The 19,147-nt window shown below is 70.7% G+C and carries 21 protein-coding genes; 9 read left to right on the top strand and 12 right to left on the bottom strand.

Features of this window, described 5'->3' with window-relative positions; all coding sequences use genetic code 11:
- The first annotated feature begins 33 nt into the window (after positions 1–33).
- Complete coding sequence (locus ACFHVL_RS08510; RefSeq protein ID WP_416626743.1) at positions 34–1,215, top strand: glycosyltransferase family 4 protein; 1,182 nt, start codon at positions 34–36, stop codon at positions 1,213–1,215.
- Positions 1,216–1,220: 5 nt separating this feature from the next.
- On the opposite strand, the gene ACFHVL_RS08505 is transcribed toward ACFHVL_RS08510, so the two are convergent.
- From ACFHVL_RS08505 to ACFHVL_RS08485, 5 genes are read right to left on the bottom strand one after another with little or no spacing between them, the layout of a single operon-like run.
- Positions 1,221–1,952, bottom strand: a complete 732-nt coding sequence (locus ACFHVL_RS08505) for a CDP-alcohol phosphatidyltransferase family protein (RefSeq protein WP_416626741.1) — start codon at positions 1,950–1,952, stop codon at positions 1,221–1,223.
- A complete protein-coding gene (locus ACFHVL_RS08500; RefSeq protein ID WP_416626740.1) occupies positions 1,927–2,994 on the bottom strand; it encodes an iron-containing alcohol dehydrogenase family protein in 1,068 nt (355 codons plus the stop codon). The genes ACFHVL_RS08505 and ACFHVL_RS08500 overlap by 26 nt, the downstream gene beginning before the upstream one ends.
- Positions 2,982–3,713, bottom strand: a complete 732-nt coding sequence (locus tag ACFHVL_RS08495; protein WP_416626738.1) for a sugar phosphate nucleotidyltransferase — start codon at positions 3,711–3,713, stop codon at positions 2,982–2,984. Before ACFHVL_RS08495 ends, ACFHVL_RS08500 begins: the two co-directional genes overlap by 13 nt.
- A 56-nt stretch (positions 3,714–3,769) precedes the next feature.
- Positions 3,770–4,576, bottom strand: coding sequence for a hypothetical protein (locus ACFHVL_RS08490; protein ID WP_416626737.1), 807 nt, complete (start codon positions 4,574–4,576; stop codon positions 3,770–3,772).
- 10 nt (positions 4,577–4,586) lie between these two features.
- Complete coding sequence (locus tag ACFHVL_RS08485) at positions 4,587–5,063, bottom strand: NUDIX domain-containing protein (RefSeq protein ID WP_416626735.1); 477 nt, start codon at positions 5,061–5,063, stop codon at positions 4,587–4,589.
- 167 nt (positions 5,064–5,230) lie between these two features.
- On the opposite strand from ACFHVL_RS08485, the gene ACFHVL_RS08480 reads away from it, so the two are divergent.
- On the top strand, positions 5,231–6,328 hold the full coding sequence (locus ACFHVL_RS08480; RefSeq protein ID WP_416626733.1) for a PLP-dependent aminotransferase family protein: 1,098 nt from the start codon (positions 5,231–5,233) through the stop codon (positions 6,326–6,328).
- A gap of 120 nt (positions 6,329–6,448) precedes the next feature.
- Positions 6,449–7,600 carry a magnesium/cobalt transporter CorA gene (corA, locus tag ACFHVL_RS08475; RefSeq protein ID WP_416626732.1) on the top strand — a complete coding sequence of 384 codons (1,152 nt, stop codon included), beginning with the start codon at positions 6,449–6,451 and terminating at the stop codon, positions 7,598–7,600.
- 72 nt (positions 7,601–7,672) lie between these two features.
- On the opposite strand, the gene ACFHVL_RS08470 is transcribed toward corA, so the two are convergent.
- A complete protein-coding gene (locus tag ACFHVL_RS08470; protein WP_416626730.1) occupies positions 7,673–8,179 on the bottom strand; it encodes a hypothetical protein in 507 nt (168 codons plus the stop codon).
- A 291-nt stretch (positions 8,180–8,470) separates the two neighbouring features.
- Between ACFHVL_RS08470 and ACFHVL_RS08465 the strand changes: the two genes are divergently transcribed.
- Both ACFHVL_RS08465 and ACFHVL_RS08460 read left to right on the top strand, forming a co-directional pair.
- Positions 8,471–8,998 (top strand): peptidylprolyl isomerase, encoded by a 528-nt coding sequence (locus ACFHVL_RS08465; RefSeq protein WP_416626728.1) that lies wholly within the window; start codon positions 8,471–8,473, stop codon positions 8,996–8,998.
- A 148-nt stretch (positions 8,999–9,146) separates the two neighbouring features.
- A complete protein-coding gene (locus tag ACFHVL_RS08460; protein ID WP_416626727.1) occupies positions 9,147–10,085 on the top strand; it encodes a rhomboid family intramembrane serine protease in 939 nt (312 codons plus the stop codon).
- Positions 10,086–10,117: 32 nt separating this feature from the next.
- On the opposite strand, the gene ACFHVL_RS08455 is transcribed toward ACFHVL_RS08460, so the two are convergent.
- Positions 10,118–10,546 carry a PH domain-containing protein gene (locus ACFHVL_RS08455; protein ID WP_416626805.1) on the bottom strand — a complete coding sequence of 143 codons (429 nt, stop codon included), beginning with the start codon at positions 10,544–10,546 and terminating at the stop codon, positions 10,118–10,120.
- A gap of 173 nt (positions 10,547–10,719) precedes the next feature.
- On the opposite strand from ACFHVL_RS08455, the gene ACFHVL_RS08450 reads away from it, so the two are divergent.
- On the top strand, positions 10,720–11,892 hold the full coding sequence (locus ACFHVL_RS08450; protein ID WP_416626726.1) for a thiolase family protein: 1,173 nt from the start codon (positions 10,720–10,722) through the stop codon (positions 11,890–11,892).
- 55 nt (positions 11,893–11,947) lie between these two features.
- A complete protein-coding gene (locus tag ACFHVL_RS08445) occupies positions 11,948–12,397 on the top strand; it encodes a hypothetical protein (protein ID WP_326550449.1) in 450 nt (149 codons plus the stop codon).
- Between the two features lie 93 nt (positions 12,398–12,490).
- Here ACFHVL_RS08445 and ACFHVL_RS08440 read toward each other — a convergent pair whose 3' ends face one another.
- A complete protein-coding gene (locus ACFHVL_RS08440; RefSeq protein WP_416626724.1) occupies positions 12,491–12,667 on the bottom strand; it encodes a hypothetical protein in 177 nt (58 codons plus the stop codon).
- Positions 12,668–12,689: 22 nt separating this feature from the next.
- The gene (locus tag ACFHVL_RS08435; protein WP_416626722.1) at positions 12,690–14,816 is read right to left on the bottom strand and encodes a hypothetical protein; all 2,127 of its coding nucleotides are present in this window, start codon (positions 14,814–14,816) and stop codon (positions 12,690–12,692) included.
- A gap of 178 nt (positions 14,817–14,994) precedes the next feature.
- On the opposite strand from ACFHVL_RS08435, the gene ACFHVL_RS08430 reads away from it, so the two are divergent.
- The gene (locus ACFHVL_RS08430) at positions 14,995–15,702 is read left to right on the top strand and encodes a glycosyltransferase family 2 protein (RefSeq protein WP_416626720.1); all 708 of its coding nucleotides are present in this window, start codon (positions 14,995–14,997) and stop codon (positions 15,700–15,702) included.
- A gap of 111 nt (positions 15,703–15,813) precedes the next feature.
- On the opposite strand, the gene ACFHVL_RS08425 is transcribed toward ACFHVL_RS08430, so the two are convergent.
- Positions 15,814–16,710 (bottom strand): transketolase family protein, encoded by an 897-nt coding sequence (locus tag ACFHVL_RS08425; protein WP_416626719.1) that lies wholly within the window; start codon positions 16,708–16,710, stop codon positions 15,814–15,816.
- A complete protein-coding gene (locus tag ACFHVL_RS08420) occupies positions 16,703–17,479 on the bottom strand; it encodes a transketolase (RefSeq protein WP_416626717.1) in 777 nt (258 codons plus the stop codon). Before ACFHVL_RS08420 ends, ACFHVL_RS08425 begins: the two co-directional genes overlap by 8 nt.
- 47 nt (positions 17,480–17,526) lie before the next feature.
- On the opposite strand from ACFHVL_RS08420, the gene soxR reads away from it, so the two are divergent.
- Positions 17,527–17,976, top strand: coding sequence for a redox-sensitive transcriptional activator SoxR (soxR, locus tag ACFHVL_RS08415; protein WP_326550444.1), 450 nt, complete (start codon positions 17,527–17,529; stop codon positions 17,974–17,976).
- Positions 17,977–17,988: 12 nt separating this feature from the next.
- Here the strand turns inward: soxR and ACFHVL_RS08410 are convergent, their stop codons facing one another.
- On the bottom strand, positions 17,989–18,990 hold the full coding sequence (locus ACFHVL_RS08410; protein ID WP_416626714.1) for an NAD(P)H-quinone oxidoreductase: 1,002 nt from the start codon (positions 18,988–18,990) through the stop codon (positions 17,989–17,991).
- Between the last annotated feature and the right edge of the window lie 157 nt (positions 18,991–19,147).

The following is a 19,147-nucleotide window of genomic DNA, read 5'->3' as shown; positions in this document are numbered from 1 at the left end:
GCGTCTGTCGACGTGGAACAGGAGGGTCGACCGGTGAGAGTCGTCGTGGCGCACAACCGATACCGGCAGGCCCAGCCGTCCGGCGAGAACGTCATCGTCGACAGCGAGATCGACCAACTGGCCGCCGCCGGGGTCGACGTCGTGCCGTTCCTGCGCAGCTCCGACGACATCCCGGCGCTACCGGCGACCGGCAAGGCGCTGCTGCCGATCTCACCCAGCTACGCCCCGGACGCCCAACGTGACCTGGACCGGCTGCTCGCCGAGCACCGGCCGGACGTCCTGCACCTGCACAACCCGTACCCGTTGATCTCGCCCTGGGCGATCCGCACCGCGCACCGGCACGGGGTGCCGGTGGTGCACACCGTGCACAACTACCGGCAGGTCTGCTCGTCCGGGCTGTACTTCCGCGACGGCCGGATCTGCACCGACTGCCGGGGCCGGGCGATCGGCCTGCCCGGCGTGGTGCACCGCTGCTACCGGGGCTCCCGCGCGCAGAGCGCGGTGATGGCCGCGACCCTGGCCCTGCACCGGCCCACCTGGCGCTCGGTGGACCGGTTCATCGCGCTCACCTCCGCCGTCGCCGAGCACCTGCGCGAGTACGGCATCCCCGACGAACGGATCGTGGTCAAGCCGAACGCCATCGAGGACCCCGGCCCGCCCGCCCCGCTCGGCGACGGATTCCTCTTTCTCGGCCGGCTCACCCCGGAGAAGGGCATCGGCCTACTGCTCGACGCCTGGCGGCGGCACCCCGACGGGGCACTCGGCACCCTGCGCGTCGGCGGCGACGGCGAACTGCGACCGCTGGTCGAGACCGCCGCCGCCGGCCGCGCGGACATCGACTTCCTCGGCCCGCTGGACAGAACGGGGGTACGCGACGCGCTGCGCGCCACCGCCGTGGTGCTGGCCGTCTCCACCTGGCACGACGTCCTGCCGACCGTGGTGATCGAAGCGCTGGCCAGCGGGCGGCCGGTGCTCGGCACCGCGCTCGGCGGCATCCCGTACCTGGTAGGCGCCGACGCCGCCGGGGTTGCCGGCCCGGCCGGCTGGGTGGTGCCGCCGGAGACCGCCGCCCTGGCCGCCGCGCTGCCTCTCGCCCGCGACGGTGCCGCCGCGCTCGCCGGCGTCGCCCGCACCCGCTACGAGACCACCTTCCACCCCGATGTGGTGATGAAGCAGCACCTCGCCATCTACGACGCGGTCACGAAGAGTCGCTGACGGCGTCAGCGCAGGGCGGAGCGGGCCGAGAAGACGACGCTGGCCAGCAGGAAGCCGCCGTTGACCACGGTGAACGCGGCGATCAGCCAGACCGTCAGCGCAGGGGCGAGGATCAGCACGATCCCGGCGACGAGGATCACCGCCCCGTAGTCGCGGATCAACTTCGCCAGCCGTACGGGCAGCGACGTCGAGGTGACCATGCTGGCCGCGTTCGGGCCGGACTGCATCACCGAGGTCACCAGGTTCACCATCCAGGTGCCGGCGAACGCCGCGACCAGCCAGATCGGGGTCTCCGGCAGCTGCGCCACCGCCACCGCCGACAGCGCCGTCACCAGCGCGATCTGGGCGGCCACGTCGCAGAGCACGTCCACCCGGGCCCCGGCTGGGCTGGTCTGCCCGGTCACCCGGGCCAACTGTCCGTCGGCGCAGTCCAGCGCGTACGCCACCTGCCAACCGACCAGCGCGACCAGCCCGATCAGCCAGGCCGGGACGGACCCGTCGGCCACCGCGTCGGCGGACGCGATCACCGCGACCGACGCGGCCAGCCCGAGCAGCAGGTTCGCCACGGTCAGTACGGTCGGTGCCAGCCGTCGCCGGGCACCGGCGTAGGCGAACACCGCGCCCAGCCGCTGGCTGACCGCCTCGCTGAACAGCCCGCCCCCTCTGTTCGCCTGATAGAAGTCTCTCAGGACGGGCATGGCAACTTGTTGTTCACCTTGAGGTGACGCTGAGGGCATCGAGGTATTCTGCCAGCCGCCCCCGGATGGCATCCGCATCGAGGCGGAGGTGTTCCAGGATGGTGAAGCGGTCCGGTCGGGTGTGCGGGGCGTGCACCACGGCGGCGACGAAGTCGTCGTCGGTGAGCCCCAGATCGGCGGGACGTACCGGCAGGCCGTGCCGGCGCAGCGCCGCCGCCAACTGTGCGAACCGTGGCTGGTCGCCGCGCAGGTAGGTGCAGAACAGCGCGCCGAGCCCGACCTGTTCACCGTGCGATCCGGTGCCCGGGTGCAGCAGGTCGAGGGCGTGCGAGATCTCGTGGCAGCCGCCGCTGGCCGGCCGGCTCGACCCGCACACCGCCATCGCGATCCCACCCAGGATCAGCGCCTCGGCGAGCGTGGTCAGGAACATGTCGTCGCCGAGCCCACCCGGATGGTTGACCAGCGCCTCCGCCCCGGTCCGGGCCAGCGTCACGGCGAGCCCGTCGATCGGTTCACCGCGTACCGTGTGCGCCAGCTCCCAGTCGGCGACCGCGCTGATGTTGCTCAGCGCGTCGCCGATGCCGGCCATGGTCTGCCGGTCCGGACCGGCCTCGACGAAGTCCAGGTCGACCACGATCGCCAGCGGGATGTGTACGCCGTACGAGCCGCGCCCGCCGTCGTGGTCCAGCGACGCCACCGGGGAGGCGATCCCGTCGTTGGCCAGACTGGTCGCCACGCTCACCATCGGGATCGCGTACCGGGACGCGGCGTACTTGGCGGTGTCGATGGTCTTGCCGCCACCGATGCCGACCACCGCGTCGTAGGAGCGCTGCCGCAGCTTCTCGCCCAGCTCGTGGGCGCCGTCCAGGGTGCCGCCGGCGACGGTGAACACGTCGGCGCGGCCCAGCCCGGGGGCGATCAGCTCGGCGATCCGCTCACCCTGGCCGGGCCCGACGACGACAGCGACCTCGCCGCCGCCGGAGATCCGCCGGTCGGCGAGCAACGCGCCCAGGCCGGCGACCGCGCCGCGGCGTACGTCGATGGCGAGCGGAGTGTGGACGGTACGGGCTAGTAGTGGCATGCGATGTCCCGTGCCCTGGTCAGGTCGTCGTGGTTGTCGACCTCGACCCAGGAGACGTCGCCGATCGGGGCGCCACGTACCTCGCCGCCACGGTCGGCGTACTCCTGGTAGCCGTCCTCGTAGTAGAGGTTGGGGTCGCGCTGCCAGACGGCTTCCAACGCCTCGGCCAGCCCGGCGGCGGCGGACGCCTCGATCAGGGTGGCACCGATGTACTCGCCGTGCGCGTCGCCCGGATCCATCAGCTTGGTGATCCGGGTCAGCTGACCGGCGTCGTCGAAGACGACCTTCATCTCCTCGTCGGCGAGCTTCTTCACCGCGTCAACGGCGAGCAGGACGCCCGGCCCGCGGCCGTCGAGCAGCGTCTGCTCGACGCTGACCGGGTGCACGGTGTCGCCGTTGACCAGTAGCGCGCCGGCGGCAAAGTGTTCCCGGGCCAGCCACAGCGAGTACGCGTTGTTCCACTCCTCGGCGCGGTCGTTGTGCACCAGGGTCAGCCGGACACCGTGGCGGGCCTCCAGATCGGCCTGCCGGCTGCGCACCGCGTCGGCGGCGTAGCCGACCACCACGACGACGTCGGGGAGTCCGGCGGCGGCGAGGTTGCGCAGCCCGATGTCCAGGATGGTGGTCTCCCCGTCCACCGGCACCAGCGCCTTGGGCAGGGTGTCTGTGTACGGCCTTAGCCGCCGTCCCGCTCCGGCGGCGAGCACGAGACCGATCATCGGGCGGTCCTCCTGTTGAGGGGGATGGGGTGTCAGTACCGGTGGAGGATAGCGGTTCAACCGGGAAGCGCGGCCAGGTCGGCGAGCAGCATGACCCGCTGCTCCGGGTCCAGGCCCTCGTACGGACCGGCTGCCCGTCGGTCGGTCTCCTGCTCGATCGCCAGCCGGGCCGGGCCGGGCGGCAGGTCGACGATGCTGCGGGCGGTGTGCCCGGCGGCAGTCCAGGCGGCGGCGTGCGCGTCGGCCCGGTGGTAGCGCAGCACGCCGAGCCGGTTGAGCAGCAGCACACCGACCGGGGTGCCTTCCGGCTCGTACGGCGGGGCGACGGCACCGAAGGCGCCGACCTCCTCCGCCGCGTCACCCCCCGGGCCGGCACCCGCCAGGTCGACCGCCGCTTGGCCGGTGCAGGCGGCGGCCAGCAGTCGACCGGTGAGCTCGACCAGCCGGGCCAGCCGACTGGCGTGCTCGGCACCCCAGACTCGCGCCGTGACCTCGGCGTGCAGCGCGTACAGGTCGGTGAGAAAGGCAGCACCGCGTTCGGTGGCCCGCAGCGTGCCGTCCGGGTGGCGCACCACCATGCCGTACGCGACCTGTTTGTCGAGCACCCGCTGGCAACTCGCTGGATCGTGGTAGCGGGTGACCGCGGCGAAGCCGGCGGCGTCGACCAGCCCGCCGGGGGCGGCCAGCCGGGTGCGCAGGTCGACCAGGAAGCCGACGGCGGCCGGTCCGCCGTACCGCTGCTGCAGTTCGGTGCTGGCGGCGGCGGCCGCCGCCGCCGCGGCGCGGTACACCCGGTCGACGGCCGGGGCGGTCAACGCGGCACACCGATTGCCAGGCAGCCACAGTTGGTCAGTGGCGCTCACCGGCCGGCGCTCACAGGCCCAGGGCGCGCAGCACGGCGAAGCCGTCTTCGGCGATCTGGCGGATCAACCCGTCGTTGACGTCCCGCGATTCGTCCAGCACGTCGAGGTCGGCCGGGGTGAGCCAACGGAACTCGGTGTGTTTGCCGGCTTCCAACTGTGGGCGGGCCAGATCACCGTCCACCCGTACCAGGTAGTCGGTTTCCACCCGGGCGATGCCGTCGTCGCCGACGTAGGTGTACTCGCCGACCTCGGTGAGCACGTGGGAGACGGTCCATCCGGTTTCTTCGTGTACCTCGCGGTGCAGGGCTTCGATCAGGGTTTCGCCCGGTTCGACGTGGCCGCCGGCGATGTCCCAGGTGTTCGGGAAGAGCCGCCGGTGCGGCGACCGGAGCTGAAAGAAGATCCGTCCGTCGTCGTCGACGACCAGCGCGCCGACGCACCGCAGCGGGTCGCTGGGCGCGTCGCAGCCGGGGGGTGGGACGGACACGCCTGTGACAGTAGCGAGCGGTCCTGGGGAAGAACCAGGACAAGCTTGTGTGGACCGGATCGGATCCCGGTGCGATGTCCGGACCGTGCCCGTCCGGGGGGTTTGGCCACCGTGGGCTGCCACACCAGCCGGCGGGAACCGGCGGAGCAAGTCGTACGCTGGCACCCATGAGCGCCGAGCAGTTGATCTCCTTCGCCCGTGGGGCACCGTCGCTGGACATCGTCGACATCGACGGTCTCAAGGCGGCCGCCGGCCGTGCCTTCGACGCCGACCCGGCCGGGGTGACCGCCTACGGTACGTCCGTCGGTTACCTCCCGCTGCGCCGCTGGATCGCCGACAAGCACGGGGTCAAACCGGAGCAGGTCCTGGTCACCAACGGCTCGCTGCAGGCCGACGCGTTCCTCTTCGACCACCTGGTCGAGCCCGGCGCCGCGGTGGTCGTGGAGCGGCCGACCTACGACCGTACGTTGCTGAATCTGCGCCAACTCGGCGCGCAGGTGCACCCGGTGACGATCCAACCGGACGGGTTGGACGTCGACGAGCTGCGCAAGTTGCTGGAGTCCGGGGTCCGGCCGCGGCTGGCGCACGTCATCCCCAACTACCAGAACCCGGCCGGGGTGACCCTGTCGTCGGCGAAGCGGCAGGCGTTGCTGGAGCTGGCAGTCGAGTTCGGCTTCACCATCTTCGAAGACGACCCGTACGCCGACATCCGGTTCCGGGGCGAGGCACTGCCGTCGATGCTCTCGCTGGACACCAACGGGGTCGTGGTGCACGCCTCCAGCTTCACCAAGACCGTCTGCCCCGGGGTACGGGTCGGCTACCTGGTCGGCGAGGCCGGGTTGATCAAGCAGATCGCCGGGCGGGCCACCAACCTGTACATCTCACCGGGCATGGTGGCGCAGGCGATCGTGCACCAGTTCTGCGTCTCCGGTGACCTGGACCGGTCGATCGCCACGGTGCGCACCGCGTTGGCCGAGCGCGCCCAGGTACTGGCCGAGTCGCTGCGCAAGCACATCCCGGGCGTACGGTTCACCGAGCCGGACGGCGGCTACTTCCTCTGGGTGGATCTGCCCGACGACGTGTCGGTCGACGCCCTGGTCCCGGCGGCCGCACAGCGCGGCGTCGCCGTGGTCAAGGGAAGTGACTTCCTGCTCGACGGCGGCGAGCACGCACTGCGGCTGGCCTACTCGGCGGTGACGGTGGATCAGATCGACGAAGGCGTACGCCGGTTGGCCGCAGCGGTCGACGAGGTACGCGAGGCGTAGCCGGCCGGCGTTGCCGACCACGCTCCCGGCGCTGGGCGAACTGGCGCCGGTGGCTTGTCGTGTGGTGGTTTCCTGTTCTGGGCGGTTGCGGGGCGCGGTTGCCGGGAGGGAGACGGGCGGGTGGCGGATCAGGATCGTGCGCAGCAGCGGTGGCCGGACGGCGGTAGCAGCCGGGCGCTGTCGCGGGCCTGGACGGCGCCGGTGCGCGCGGTCAGCCGGATGCTCAACTCCACCGACGGCACGCCGGTGGCTGAGCCGCCGCCGGTCGAGGAGCGCAGTGGGATCGTCGACTGCGCCCTCTACGTCGACGGCGTGCGGCAGCCGGGTTCCTGGCAGCATCCGGAGGCGTTGGCCACGGCCCGGCGGGAGACCAACGCGTTCGTCTGGTTGGGGTTGCACGAGCCGAGCCTGGCCGAGATGGCCGGCATCGCCGACACGTACGGGCTGCACGAACTGGCCGTGGAGGACGCGGTCAAAGCGGAGCAGCGGCCGAAGTTGGAGCAGTTCGGTGCGGTCAACTTCCTGGTGCTGCGCACCGCCCGGTACGTGGACCACGAGAAACTGACCAGTGACTCGGACGTGGTGGAGACCGGCCAGGTGATGCTGTTCATCGGGCAGGGTTTCGTGATCAGCGTCCGGCATGGCGACGCCTGCCGGCTGGCCCCGGTCCGGGCCGACCTGGAGCGCAACCGGGACCTGATGACGCAGGGGCCGTGGGCGGTGGCGTACGCGGTGACCGACCGGGTGGTGGACCTCTACCTGGAGGTGGTCGACCGGGTCGAGACCGATCTGAACACCGTCGAAGCGGATGTGTTCTCCCCGGAGGCCAGCGACAAGGTGCACGAGATCTACCAGCTGAAGCGGGAACTGGTGGAGTTCAAACGCACCGTCGCACCGTTGCAGCGACCGATGATGACGCTCACCGCCGAGATCAACGAGGACGTCCCGGCGGAGATCCGCCGTTACTTCCGCGACGTGCAGGACCACCTGAGCCGGGTGGTCGAGCAGGTCAACGCCTACGATGACCTGCTCAACTCGATTCTGCAGGCGCGACTGGCGCAGGTGACGGTGGCGCAGAACAACGACATGCGCAAGATCGCGGCGTGGGCGGCGATCGCGGCGGTGTGGACCGCGCTGGCCGGCATCTACGGCATGAACTTCGAGTTCATGCCGGAGACCGGGTGGAAGTTCGGATATCCGATCGTGCTCGCGTTGATGCTCGGTATCTCGCTGGTGCTCTACCGCTCGTTCCGGCGCAACGGCTGGCTCTGAGACGTCGGATCGCCGTGGCAGGAACCTGCCACGGCGATCCGACACTGCGGGACGACTGCTGCGCCGGTGCTGTCAGGAGCGTCCTCCGTTGCGGGCCGCGGCGGCCGGATCGCTGTCCATCGGGGCGACCGGGTCGCCGTGCGGCTTGCCGCCGGTGGTCGACTTCGGCGCGCCGGACTCGTGGCTCGCGTTGGTCGCGGCCTGCATCGAGTCCAGTGCCTGTCCCGGGTCGTACTCCTCCCACTGGGCGGCACGTCGACGGCGTACCGCGATGGTGCCGATCGCCGCACCGACCGCGAGCACCCCGACGACGACCGGCCAACGGCGGCGGTCGTCGCTCTTGCGTCCGGCCGGGGTGAGCCTGCTCCCCATCGACCTGCCCTTCTTGGCCCCGGTCCTGCCGGTGGCCTTCGACGCGGCCATCGCCTTGAGGCCGGTTCGTTTCGCTGTCTTCATGTTCTTCGCCTTCGCCTTCCTGGTTGCCCGGCCGGCCTGGCGGGCGCCGTCGGCGGCCGCCACCGCGATGGGTGCCAGCGTGGCCATGGTCCACGTCACGCCCTGTGACGCGGAGTCACGCATCCGGTCGGCCGTGGGGGCCACCGCCTCGCGTGCGGCGTGCAGTCGAGGCCCGACGGTGGCCCCCACGCCCCCGGCCGCATGCGTCGCTGCCTGCATGAAATGATCTAGACCCTCGCCGAGTTCCGTTCGGACGAGTTCCCGTCGCCTGGCGCGCCTGGAGATCCTCAACACCGTGGCCTACCTCCTGTGCCGTCGTTACGCCGTCATCCTCCACCTTCGGGTGCCTCCGTGTGACCGGATCGGGCACATGGGAGGATCCGCATGGAACTGACCAACAACTGAGGAGTACCCGTGGCTGAGGCTGTCTACGCCACCCTGCACACCAATCACGGACCGATCCGGTTGGAGCTGTTCGCCAACCACGCACCGAAGACGGTCCGCAACTTCGTCGAGCTCGCGGAGGGGACCCGCGAGTACACCGACCCGCGCACCGGTCAGCCGGGCAGCGGTCCGTACTACGACGGCACCATCTCGCACCGCGTGATCAGCGGTTTCATGGTTCAGATGGGTGACCCGACCGGAACCGGTCGGGGTGGCCCGGGTTTCACGTTCGCCGACGAGTTCCACCCGGAGCTGCGCTTCGACCGGCCGTACCTGCTGGCGATGGCGAACGCCGGACCGGGCACCAACGGTTCGCAGTTCTTCATCACGGTCGGCCCCACGCCGCACCTGAACAACCGGCACACCATCTTCGGCCAGGTCGCGGACCAGGACTCGGCGAAGGTCGTCGACTCGATCGCGACCACGCCGACCAACCCGGCGGACCGTCCGTTGAGCGACGTGGTGATCAGCCGCGTCGAGATCGAACGGGCTAGCTGAAACTCGGTCGGATCCTCGGCCCGTCGTCCCACCACCGTCGTCGCGTGCGGCTAGTGGATCTTGAGGCGGCGGTCGGGGTCCGCGCCGGGTAATCTTGGCGGTCAAGTACTCGGACCGACCGCCGAGATCGGCGCAGTGAGGTGGCACGATGAGTGATCCAGCCCCGGCGGTGCCGGTCTGCTACCGGCACACGTCCCGGGAGACCTGGGTCCGGTGCGCCCGATGTGAGCGGCCGATCTGTCCCGACTGCATGCAGGAAGCCGCAGTCGGGCACCAGTGCCCGGAGTGCGTCGCCGAGGGGCGGCGGACCCAGCGGTCGGCGCGCACTGCCTTCGGCGGCAGTGCCGCCGGCCAGCAGGGTTACGTCACCAAGGCGCTGATCGGCATCAACGCGGTGTTCGCGCTGATCGGTCTGGCGATCTCCGGTGGTGGTTCGCTGCTCGGTGCCGGCCTGTTCTCGGCCGCCGGGACCCTGCACGCCTTCGGCGGCGTGATCGGCCCGGACGTCACGGTGCGCTCGAACGGCGACGTCCTGCTCGGTGCGCTGCCGATGTACGGCGACGTCTTCGTCGGCATCGACGGTGGCGGCGTCTACCGCCTGATCACCGCGATGTTCATCCACTACGGCCTGCTGCACCTGGCGTTCAACATGTGGGCGTTGTGGGTGCTCGGCCGCAACCTGGAGTCGGTGCTCGGGCCGGCCCGGTTCCTGGCGCTGTACCTGGTCGCCGGGTTCGGTGGCAACGTGGCGGCCTACCTGGTCGATCCGGGGGCCTTGTCCGCCGGCGCGTCCACCGCCGTGTTCGGCCTGTTCGCCGGCTTCTTCATCGTGTTGCGCCGACTGAAGCGGGACACCTCGGCGGTCATCGGCATCCTGGTGATCAACCTGGTGCTGACCTTCACCGTGTCCAGTCTGTCGATCGCCGGGCACCTCGGTGGGCTGATCACCGGCGCGTTGGTCGGGGTGATCCTGGCCTACGCCCCCCGGACCAACCGCACGGTGGTGCAGGCAGTCGGCACCGGCGGGGTGCTGTTGTTCCTGGTCCTGCTCACGGTCGCCCGGATAGCGCTGACCAACGCGACCTGATCGGGGGCCGCTGCGCGAGCGCAAGGTGCCTGTCACGGGTCGTCGCGCGAGCGCCGGGGGTGGCTCACCTCCTCGCTGCACGAGTGTAGGGCGCGCAGCGCGGCGGCCACCTCCGCCGGGTCCGTGCCGAGTTCGCCCCGACCGAGCAGGTGCAGCGACTCGCCGGCGTCGATCTCCAACAGTTCGGTGCGTACGCCCCGGTGACCGCGCCGGTCGACGGTGATCGCCTCGATCTGTCCCCAGCCGAGTCGGCGGCGACCGGCGAACCCGGCGACGACCGTGATTCCGTCCGGTCCGGCGGTGATCCGCACCGGCACGAGCAGGTCGCGCAGCGCCCATCCGGTCATGCTCGCGGCGGCAAGGACGGCGAGCGCCAGTCGGACCTGGTCGCCGTCGGCGAGTAGCAGACCTGCCGCCAGGACCGTCGCAGCTCCGATGATCTTCGCCACCGGCAGCTTCAGGGGGACCCGCCAGCTGAGGTCGGCGGGCGGCGGACCGGAGTCTGACCGTGGGTCGGGCTCCGGCCGTCGGTCAGGGTGTCGTCGGTCGTCCGGTTCGGCGCGCACCGCCCAAGGATGCCAGCGGCACGGGCCTCGGCGTAGGATTCAGAAAACCAAGTTACCGGGGAGTAGGCATGAGGGACGCGGTCATCGTCGGAGCGGTCCGGACCCCGATCGGCCGGCGCAAGGGCACGCTGGCATCGGTGCATCCGGTCGAGTTGTCCAGCCACGTGCTGCGTGCGCTCGCCGAACGGACCGGCCTCGACCCGGCAGGCGTCGACGACGTCGTCTGGGGCTGTGTCTTCCAGGTCGGTGACCAGAGCTGGAACATCGGCCGCAGCGCCGTCCTCGCGGCCGGATGGCCGGAGTCGGTGCCCGGGACCACGATCGACCGGCAGTGCGGATCCAGCCAGCAGGCGCTGCACTTCGCCGCCGCGTCGGTCATCTCCGGGCAGGCCGACCTGGTGGTGGCCGGCGGCGTCGAGTCGATGACCCGGGTGCCGATGGGCGCCAGCACCGGCGACGGCCGCCCCTTCGGCGAGCAGGTCCGGGAACGTTACCGTGGGGTCGACGGTACCGACCCGGATGAGCCGGTGCCGTTCAACCAGGGTGTCGGCGCCGAGCTGATCGCCGCCCGGTGGGGCCTGTCGCGTGGCGTGCTCGACGAGTTCGCGTTGACCAGCCACCAGCGGGCGGCAACGGCCCAGGACGCCGGCGAGTTCGACGCCGAGATCGCCCCGGTTCCGGTGACCGGCAGCGACAAGTTCGGTGCCGACGAAGGGATCCGCCGGGAGACGTCGCTGGCGAAGCTCGGCGAGTTGGCGACCCCGTTCCGCACCGACGGTGTGGTGACCGCCGGGTCGGCTTCGCAGATCTCCGACGGGGCGGCGGCGCTGGCCGTCACCACCTCCGAGTGGGCCCAGGCGCACGGCGTACGACCGCTTGCCCGGGTGCACACCGCGGTGGTCGTCGGGGACGACCCGGTGATGATGCTGACCGCGCCGATTCCGGCGACCGCCAAGGCGCTGCGGCGTGCCGGGTTGAGCTTGGACGACATCGGGGTGTACGAGGTCAACGAGGCGTTCGCGCCCGTACCTTTGGCCTGGCTGGCCGAGACCGGTGCCGATCCGGCCCGGTTGAATCCGCGCGGCGGTGCGATCGCACTCGGCCATCCGCTCGGTGCCAGCGGCGCCCGCATCATGACGACGATGCTGCACCACATGCGGTCCAACGGCATCCGGTACGGGTTGCAGACGATGTGCGAGGGCGGCGGGATGGCCAACGCCACCGTCGTGGAAATTCTGTAGTTGAAATTTCACGACTACCCCGAGTCATGGAGGGTTGACGTGTCGTTAACACGACATGGACGTCTTCTCCCGTACGTTCCTGCCGGCAGCGGCGGAGACCGCCGTGCCGATAGCGACAACCAGCCGACACATGCCGGTGCTCCGGCGCTGTGTCTCCCCCAACGAACGCACCGTCCTCGTCGCCCGGTGCCAACGCCCTGACCAGCCAATGCAGGGTGACTACCTGCTGCTTCTCACCAAACGCCGCCTGGTGGTTACCCAGGAGACCATCCTGTGGCGGCGCCTGCGACTGCACCTCAACAGCGAGCTACGGCACCTTGATCACGTCACCTGGACCACCGATCCCCGCGCCGGGATCGTCGAACTCGCGGTGACCGCGATCGACGGGATCCGGGAGCGTTTCCTGATCAAGATCGGTGATCCGGACCGGGCCAGCCACGTCGAAGCGTTGTTCAGCTACGCGTTCCTGGCCCGCCCGGTGGACGCCCGCAGCGCCGCAGCCTGACCTGCCCACTGGAGCACAGACCTCAGGCGCGACCGGGTGACGGACCTCGGCGTCACGGGCCGGCGACCGGCCACTGGGTGACGGACCTCGGCGTCACGGGCCGGCGACCGGTGACTGGATCGAACCGGAGCACGCCGAGCACTTGAGCCAGACCTCCCGGGTGCGGCCGCCGATCAGGGCGAAGGTGAAGGCCTTTCCGGCACCGAGACACTTCTGGCAGATCGGTGGCCGACGCCTCCTCGGTCCCGGCTGATCATCCTTGTCGCCCATGGGGGCAGATTACCGCCCGCGGTCACTCCCGGTGTAAGTCGTTCCTCGCCGTGGCGGTCGTCGCCGGTCCGACCCAGGCCGGGGGACTCGCCACCCCGAGGTAGCCACGGAACTCCAGGGTCCAGCCGACCGGCGTCAACTCCGTGCAGTCGTCCCGGTCCCCGAGGCACACGATGATGTCGACCGATTCAGGGGCAGCCGGTGCTCGATCCGGCAACACCGACTGCAGCGCCACGATCTCGTGATCGGGCAGCAGTAGCCACAACGGATACTCCCAGGTGATGTTCTGCTGCACCAGGCCCACCCGCTGTACGTCGGCCCGCCGTACCTCGCTCGCGGCCCAGCGAAAGTCCGCCGCCCAGTCGGGCCGACGCAGGAACCGCGTCTCCCACGGGTCGGTGCTGAACACCGAGCCGGCACCGACCAGCCGGCGTGGAAAACCGTAGGAGACGGCGAGCACCCCGGACAGCGCCGACGTCGCCAGCACCGTCGCCGCGACGGTGACCGCCACCGACCGGCGGCGACGCGCCTGGTGCCGGTCGTCCGGTGACTCGTCGCGCCGCCGGTGGTCGGTCCGGCGCCGCAACATCGAATCGAGCCAGAGTCCGATCAGCGGGCTGGCCAGGATCAGGCAGAACAGCAGTAGCCGGTTGCCCCACGGTTGCCACTTGATCGTGGCGAAGTAGAGCACCAGTGCGGTTGCCGCCGTCACCGCGTACGCCCGGGCCGTCCCGGAAGACAGCGGAGCGACCAGCCGTGGCCGGCAGAGCGCGAGAACCCCGGCGACCAACGCCAGTCCACCGGCGAGTGGGAAAGCGACCCGGTCCTCGTCGGGATACCACGCCGGCACCGGGAACTCGGTGCGGTGAAAGGTGATCTCGGGATCCTGCGGATCGACGCCGACCGCCTCGGCGACCGCCACGATCGCCGTCGCGGCACCGGCGCGTAGTGGCGCGAATGGCGTGTCCAGCGCGGTATGGCCGATCCGGAGGCCGTTGACCAGGACAGCGGCGGGATCGTGGCGCTGCATCGGGATCGACTCCCGCAGCCGGGGTGGGCCGAGTGGATGGCCGAACTCGTCCGCCACCCGGGCCAGGAACGGGCCTACGAAGACCCCGGCCACCGCCAGGATCGCCAGCGAGGCGGCCCCGGTCCGTAGCACCGCGCCCGGCCGACGCGGCCAACCCGACAGGCGCAACTGGCCCAGTCCCCAGAGCACCAGCATGGGGCCGGCCCCAAGCAGTCCGCTCGTCTTGGTGACCGCCGTCAGTCCGGTCGCGGTACCGAGCGCCAGCACCGCACCGATGGTCGCCGGTCGACGCAGTCCGTCCAGCGCGAGCGTGGCCACACAGCCGGTCCAGGCCGCCACTACCAGGTCCGTCTGGGTGCTGGTCGCCTGGAGCACCACCATGGGGGTGGTGGCGACCGCGAAGGCGGCGATCAGCTGTGCCCGGCGCGCGCCCCCGAGTTGCGCGACGATCCGGGTCACGATCAACAGACAGCCGACGCCGGCGAGCCACTGCACCAGGTTGTGCAGCGCGTCGCCGCCGGTCAGTAGCCGCAGGTGCAGCAGCAGGTACTCGGCTCCCGGCGGAATGGTCACCTGGCGGTGGATGGCGGTCGGCCAGAACTCCAGAGTGCCCTGAGCCGCCCAGTGCTCGACCTTGGGCAGATGGTAGGTCTGCGAGTCGACGTTGTTCGGTTCGGCGAGCAACGCCACGATCAGCTCGATCGACAGCATCGCGCCGATCGTGCCGGCGAGCAGACGTTCGCCTCGGCCGGCCGATGTCCACGCCCGGCCGACCCACCGCCACGACCCGGCGGCCAACGCGCACAGTGCCACGGTGACACGCGGCCGGGACGTCGGCACCGTCCACCGCCACCGTCGAGCCGCCGCGGCGGCGAGCACGACCGGTGCGGTCAGCCAGGAAACGGCGAACGCCCGACTGGTCAGCGCCTCGGCCGCGCCGAGCGACTCCACCGTTACCACGGCGAACCCACCGGTTGTCAGCGCGGCCAGCACCACTGTCCGCCGGCCGGCAGCGACGATCTGAGCTGCGGACGTGCTGCCAGTTGGCCAGGCGAGACAGGCGGCCAGTAGAAACAGCAGTGGCGGGGCGACGAGAGCGATGATCCAGCCGGCTGGCATGGCGGGAAGTACACACCATTGTCGGGCGGTCCGCCGCCCGCACCGCCGACGCACATTGCCCGCTGGCAGTGCTGACCGGCCTGGTGGCCACGACACCAGGCGTGTCGCCGGTCGTACGATCTGGAACTGGCCAGGCTACTCTGGGGCGACTGCCGTTACTTGCGTTCGGAGACTGATCGTGAAGCTCTCGATCCTCATGCCGGTCTACAACGAGGAAGAACGCGTCGGGGACGCCCTCAAGCAGGCCCTCGCCGTGGACTACCCGTGCGAGATCGAGCTGGTCGTCGTCGATGACGGCAGCCGGGACGGCACCGGTGAGATCCTGGGGCGGGTCGACGACGCACGGCTGAGGGTGATCACTCATCCGCGCAACGCGGGGAAGGGCGCGGCGATCCGCACCGCGGTCGATTCCGCCGAGGGTGACTACATCGTGATTCTCGACGCCGATCTTGAGTACGATCCGCAGGACATCCCGAAGTTGCTGGAGCCGGTGCTCGACGGCCGGGCCACCGTGGTCTACGGCAACCGCACCTTTGGCAGCCACAGCGCCTACAGTTTCTGGTACGTGATGGGCAACAAGGCGGTCACCACGGCGGCGAACGTGATGTTCAATTCCTACATCGGTGATCTGGAGACCTGTTTCAAACTGCTGCCTCTGTCGTTGTACCGCTCGCTCGACGTGAAGTCGCGGGGGTTCGGCATGGAGGCAGAGGTCACCGGTAAGCTGCTGCGCCGTCGGATCCGCCCGTACGAGGTGCCGATCTCCTACCGCGCGCGCGGCCGGGAGGAAGGCAAGAAGATCACCTGGAAGGACGGGGTGGAGGCGCTGTGGATTCTCGGCCGGGAGCGCGCCCGTCGCCGGGAGGGCCCGCCAGCCTCCTCCTGACCCACCCCCACCCCCACCCCCGTCCCACCCCCGCGATCTTGCAGTTATCGAGAACATTTGTCCGAATAGTCCGTCGATAATCGCAAGATCGTCGGGATCTTGGAGTCGTGCTCACCGGGTGAGGAAGCGGCCGATCGAGCGGCGCAGGCCGACCGCGTCCAGTCCGTGCCACCGATCGTGATCCGCCGGTCCGCCGTACCGGTGCAGTTCATCCCGGCCGACCCCCAACGCGAGCAATCGGTACGGTCGGTCCGCCAGTGCCTCGCCGACCAGCTGGCTGGACGTGCCGGCAAGGTACGGCTCGACCAGCACCACCACCGGCGTCACCTGATCGGTGAGCATCCGCAGACCGGCCACGTCCAACGGCCGTGGCGTGTTCGTGTACGCCACCGTCACGTCCAGCCCGGCGACCGCCGTCAGCACCGGGTCGAGCATCGGGCCGACCGCGACGACGACCGGGGCTCCCCCGCTGCCCCGACGCACCGTCACCAACCGGCCCGACACCCCGTCACCGTGCTCGCCGCTGTTGGCGCGGGCACTCAGCCGCAGGTAGACCGGATCGTCGCTGGCCGCCGCCGTCCGCAACAACGGTCCGACCTCGCCGGCGTGCCCGGGGACTCGCACCGTCCACGATCCGATGGTGTCGAGCAGCGCGACGTCACCGGGAGACATGTGGGTGCGGCCCTCGGCCGACGCGTCGTACGAGCCACCGATTGCGACCAGCACCGCGCCGACACCCTGATGGTCGAGGTCGAGCTTGATCTGTTCGTACGCCCGATCGACGAGGAACGGGGCGTACGAGTGGGCGATCGGGCGTAGCCCGGTCAGCGCCAGCCCGCCGGTCACGCCGATCATCAGCTGCTCCCGGATGCCGACGTTGAGCACCCGGTCCGGGTGCCGCCGGGCGGCCGGGGCGAACAGTTCGAACGAGATGTCGGCTAGCACCAACGCGGTACGCGGATCGGTCTCCAGCAGCCCGGTGGTGGCCCGGGCGAACGCCTCACGCATCGCGGTCCTCCGATCCGCGTGCGGCGTACTTGGCCGGCATCCGGGCGACCACCACGTGCGGGCGGGTACCGTCGTGCCCGGTCAGCGCGGTCACCAACGCGTCGTGATCACGCCCGTCGACGGTGGCGGCGGTCCAGCCGTTGACGGTGAACCGGCTGGCCAGCCCGCCGGGCCAGCCGTGAGTGGCCGAGTCGTTGTCGACCACCACCACGGTCAGATCCGCCAGGGGCCGGCTGCCGGCGTACGCGATCGCCTCGTGGTTGGCGCCTTCGTCGAGTTCGGCATCGCCGACCAGGACGTACACCCGGGCACCCGCCGGACTTCCGGAGCCCGGCGTCAGGCCCTGGGCGCGCAGGCCGAGCAGCATGCCGACGCCGAGGCCGAGCCCGTGCCCGAGCGAGCCGGATCCGATCTCCACCCCGGGCACCAGCAGCCGGTCCGGGTGGTGCCCGAGCGGGCTGTCCGGCCCGGCCAGGTCGTCGAGCCAGGCTTCGGGGATGAACCCCTTCGCGGCGAGTACGGCGTAGAAGGCCGCCGGCCCGTGCCCCTTGGACAACAGGAACCGGTCCCGGTCGGCGGCGTCGACAGTCTGCGGGCTGATCCGCAGAATCTGGTCATAGAGGACCCAGAGCACGTCCAGTGTCGAGTTGGAGCTCGGTTCGTGCTTCTCGTCGCCGGTCACCCGACGCAGCAGCGGTGTCAGCGCCGCGTACCCGGTGACCGGCGGTGGGCCCGTCGGGGCGATCGGATTCGCTACCGATGTCGTCATGCCACTACCCTGCAACCTCAAGTAGGCTTTAATTCAAGGGCGGTGTGATGCAGAAGGCATTGACCATCGGCGAACTGTCCGTGCGCTGCGGGGTGGCGCCGTCCGCGCTGCGCTACTACGAGCAGCTCGGGCTGATTCGGGCTGACCGCACCGGCGGCAACCAGCGCCGCTACGAGCGCAGCGAACTGCGCCGGGTCGCCTTCATCCGGATCGCCCAGCAGATCGGGGTGCCGCTGGAGGAGATCAAGGCGGCGCTGGACGAGTTGCCGGCCTCGCGTACACCGAACAAGGCCGACTGGGCACGGCTGTCCCGCCGCTGGCGGACCCGGCTCGACGAGCGGATCGCGCTGCTGCACCGGCTCCGGGACAACCTGACCGGCTGCATCGGCTGCGGCTGCCTGTCCCTGCAGAGCTGCACGCTGTACAACCCGGCGGACCGGCTCGCCGACCGTGGCCCCGGCCCGCGCATCCTGCTCGACGGCGAGAGCCAGCCCTGAGTCAGCCCTGAGTCAGCTCAGGGCTGACTCCTCCCCGGCGACCAGGAGCACCTTGCCCAGGTGGTCGCTGCCCTCGACGACTCGGTGCGCCCGCGCGGCCTGGGACAGCGGCAGCCGGCGGTCGATCACCGGCCGGATCGCCCCCGAGGCCACCAACGGCCAGACCTGGTCGTGCACCCGCCGGACGATCTCCGCCTTCTCCGCGATCGGCCGCGACCGTAGCGCGGTCGCGAAGATCGTGCCGCGCTTGGCCAGCAGCGCGCCGAGGTTCAACTCGGCCTTGCGCCCGCCCTGCAGCCCGATGATCACCAATCGGCCGCCGGTGGCCAGCGTCTCGACGTTGCGCTCCAGGTAGCCGGCGCCGATGATGTCCAGGATGACGTCCACCCCGCCGTCGCCGTCGCCGGTCAGCTTCCGGGCGCGGGCGACGAAATCCTCCGCCGTGTAGTCGATCGTGTGGTGGGCACCCAACGCCCGTAGCTGCTCGTGTTTGGCCGCCCGGGCGGTGGTCAGCACCACCGCACCGAGCGCCGCCCCGAGCTGGACAGCGAACGTGCCGATCCCACTGCCACCGCCGTGCACCAGCAGCGACTCGCCGGCCCGCAGCCCGGCCAGCTTGACCACGTTCGACCAGACCGTGCAGGCCACCTCGGGCAGTGCGGCCGCGTCGACCAGGCTCAACCCGGCCGGCACCGGCAGCAGCTGACCGGCCGGCACCGCGACCCGCTCGGCGTACCCGCCGCCTGCCAGCAGCGCGCAGACCTGGTCGCCGACCCGGTGGTGGGAGACCTCCGCGCCGACCTCGCTGATCACCCCCGAACATTCCAATCCGAGGTACGGCGGGGCACCCGGCGGCGGCGGATAGCGGCCCTGCCGTTGCAGCAGGTCGGCCCGGTTCACCGCAGTGGCCGCGACGTCGACGATCACCTCATTGGGGCACGGGGTCGGGTCGGGCACCTCGGCCCAGACCAGGGCGTCGGGGCCACCGGGCTGCGGGACAGTGATCGCATGCATGGGATCAGTCTTACCGCTTCTGGACGCCCGCCGCCCGGTCAACGGGTCCGCGGCGGCTACCGCCGCGTAAACCATGGGCTCAGGCGGCCGTTTCGTGCTCGTGGCACACTAGGGCGCATGCGGCGCGGGTGCCGGCCGTTCCCGGCTCCGTCGCACC

This window comes from Micromonospora sp. LOL_023 (assembly GCF_048060115.1).
Taxonomy (GTDB): Bacteria; Actinomycetota; Actinomycetes; order Mycobacteriales; family Micromonosporaceae; genus Micromonospora_E.
Note: the sequence above shows the minus strand (reverse complement) of the source record. Positions and strands in the feature narration are given on the sequence as shown.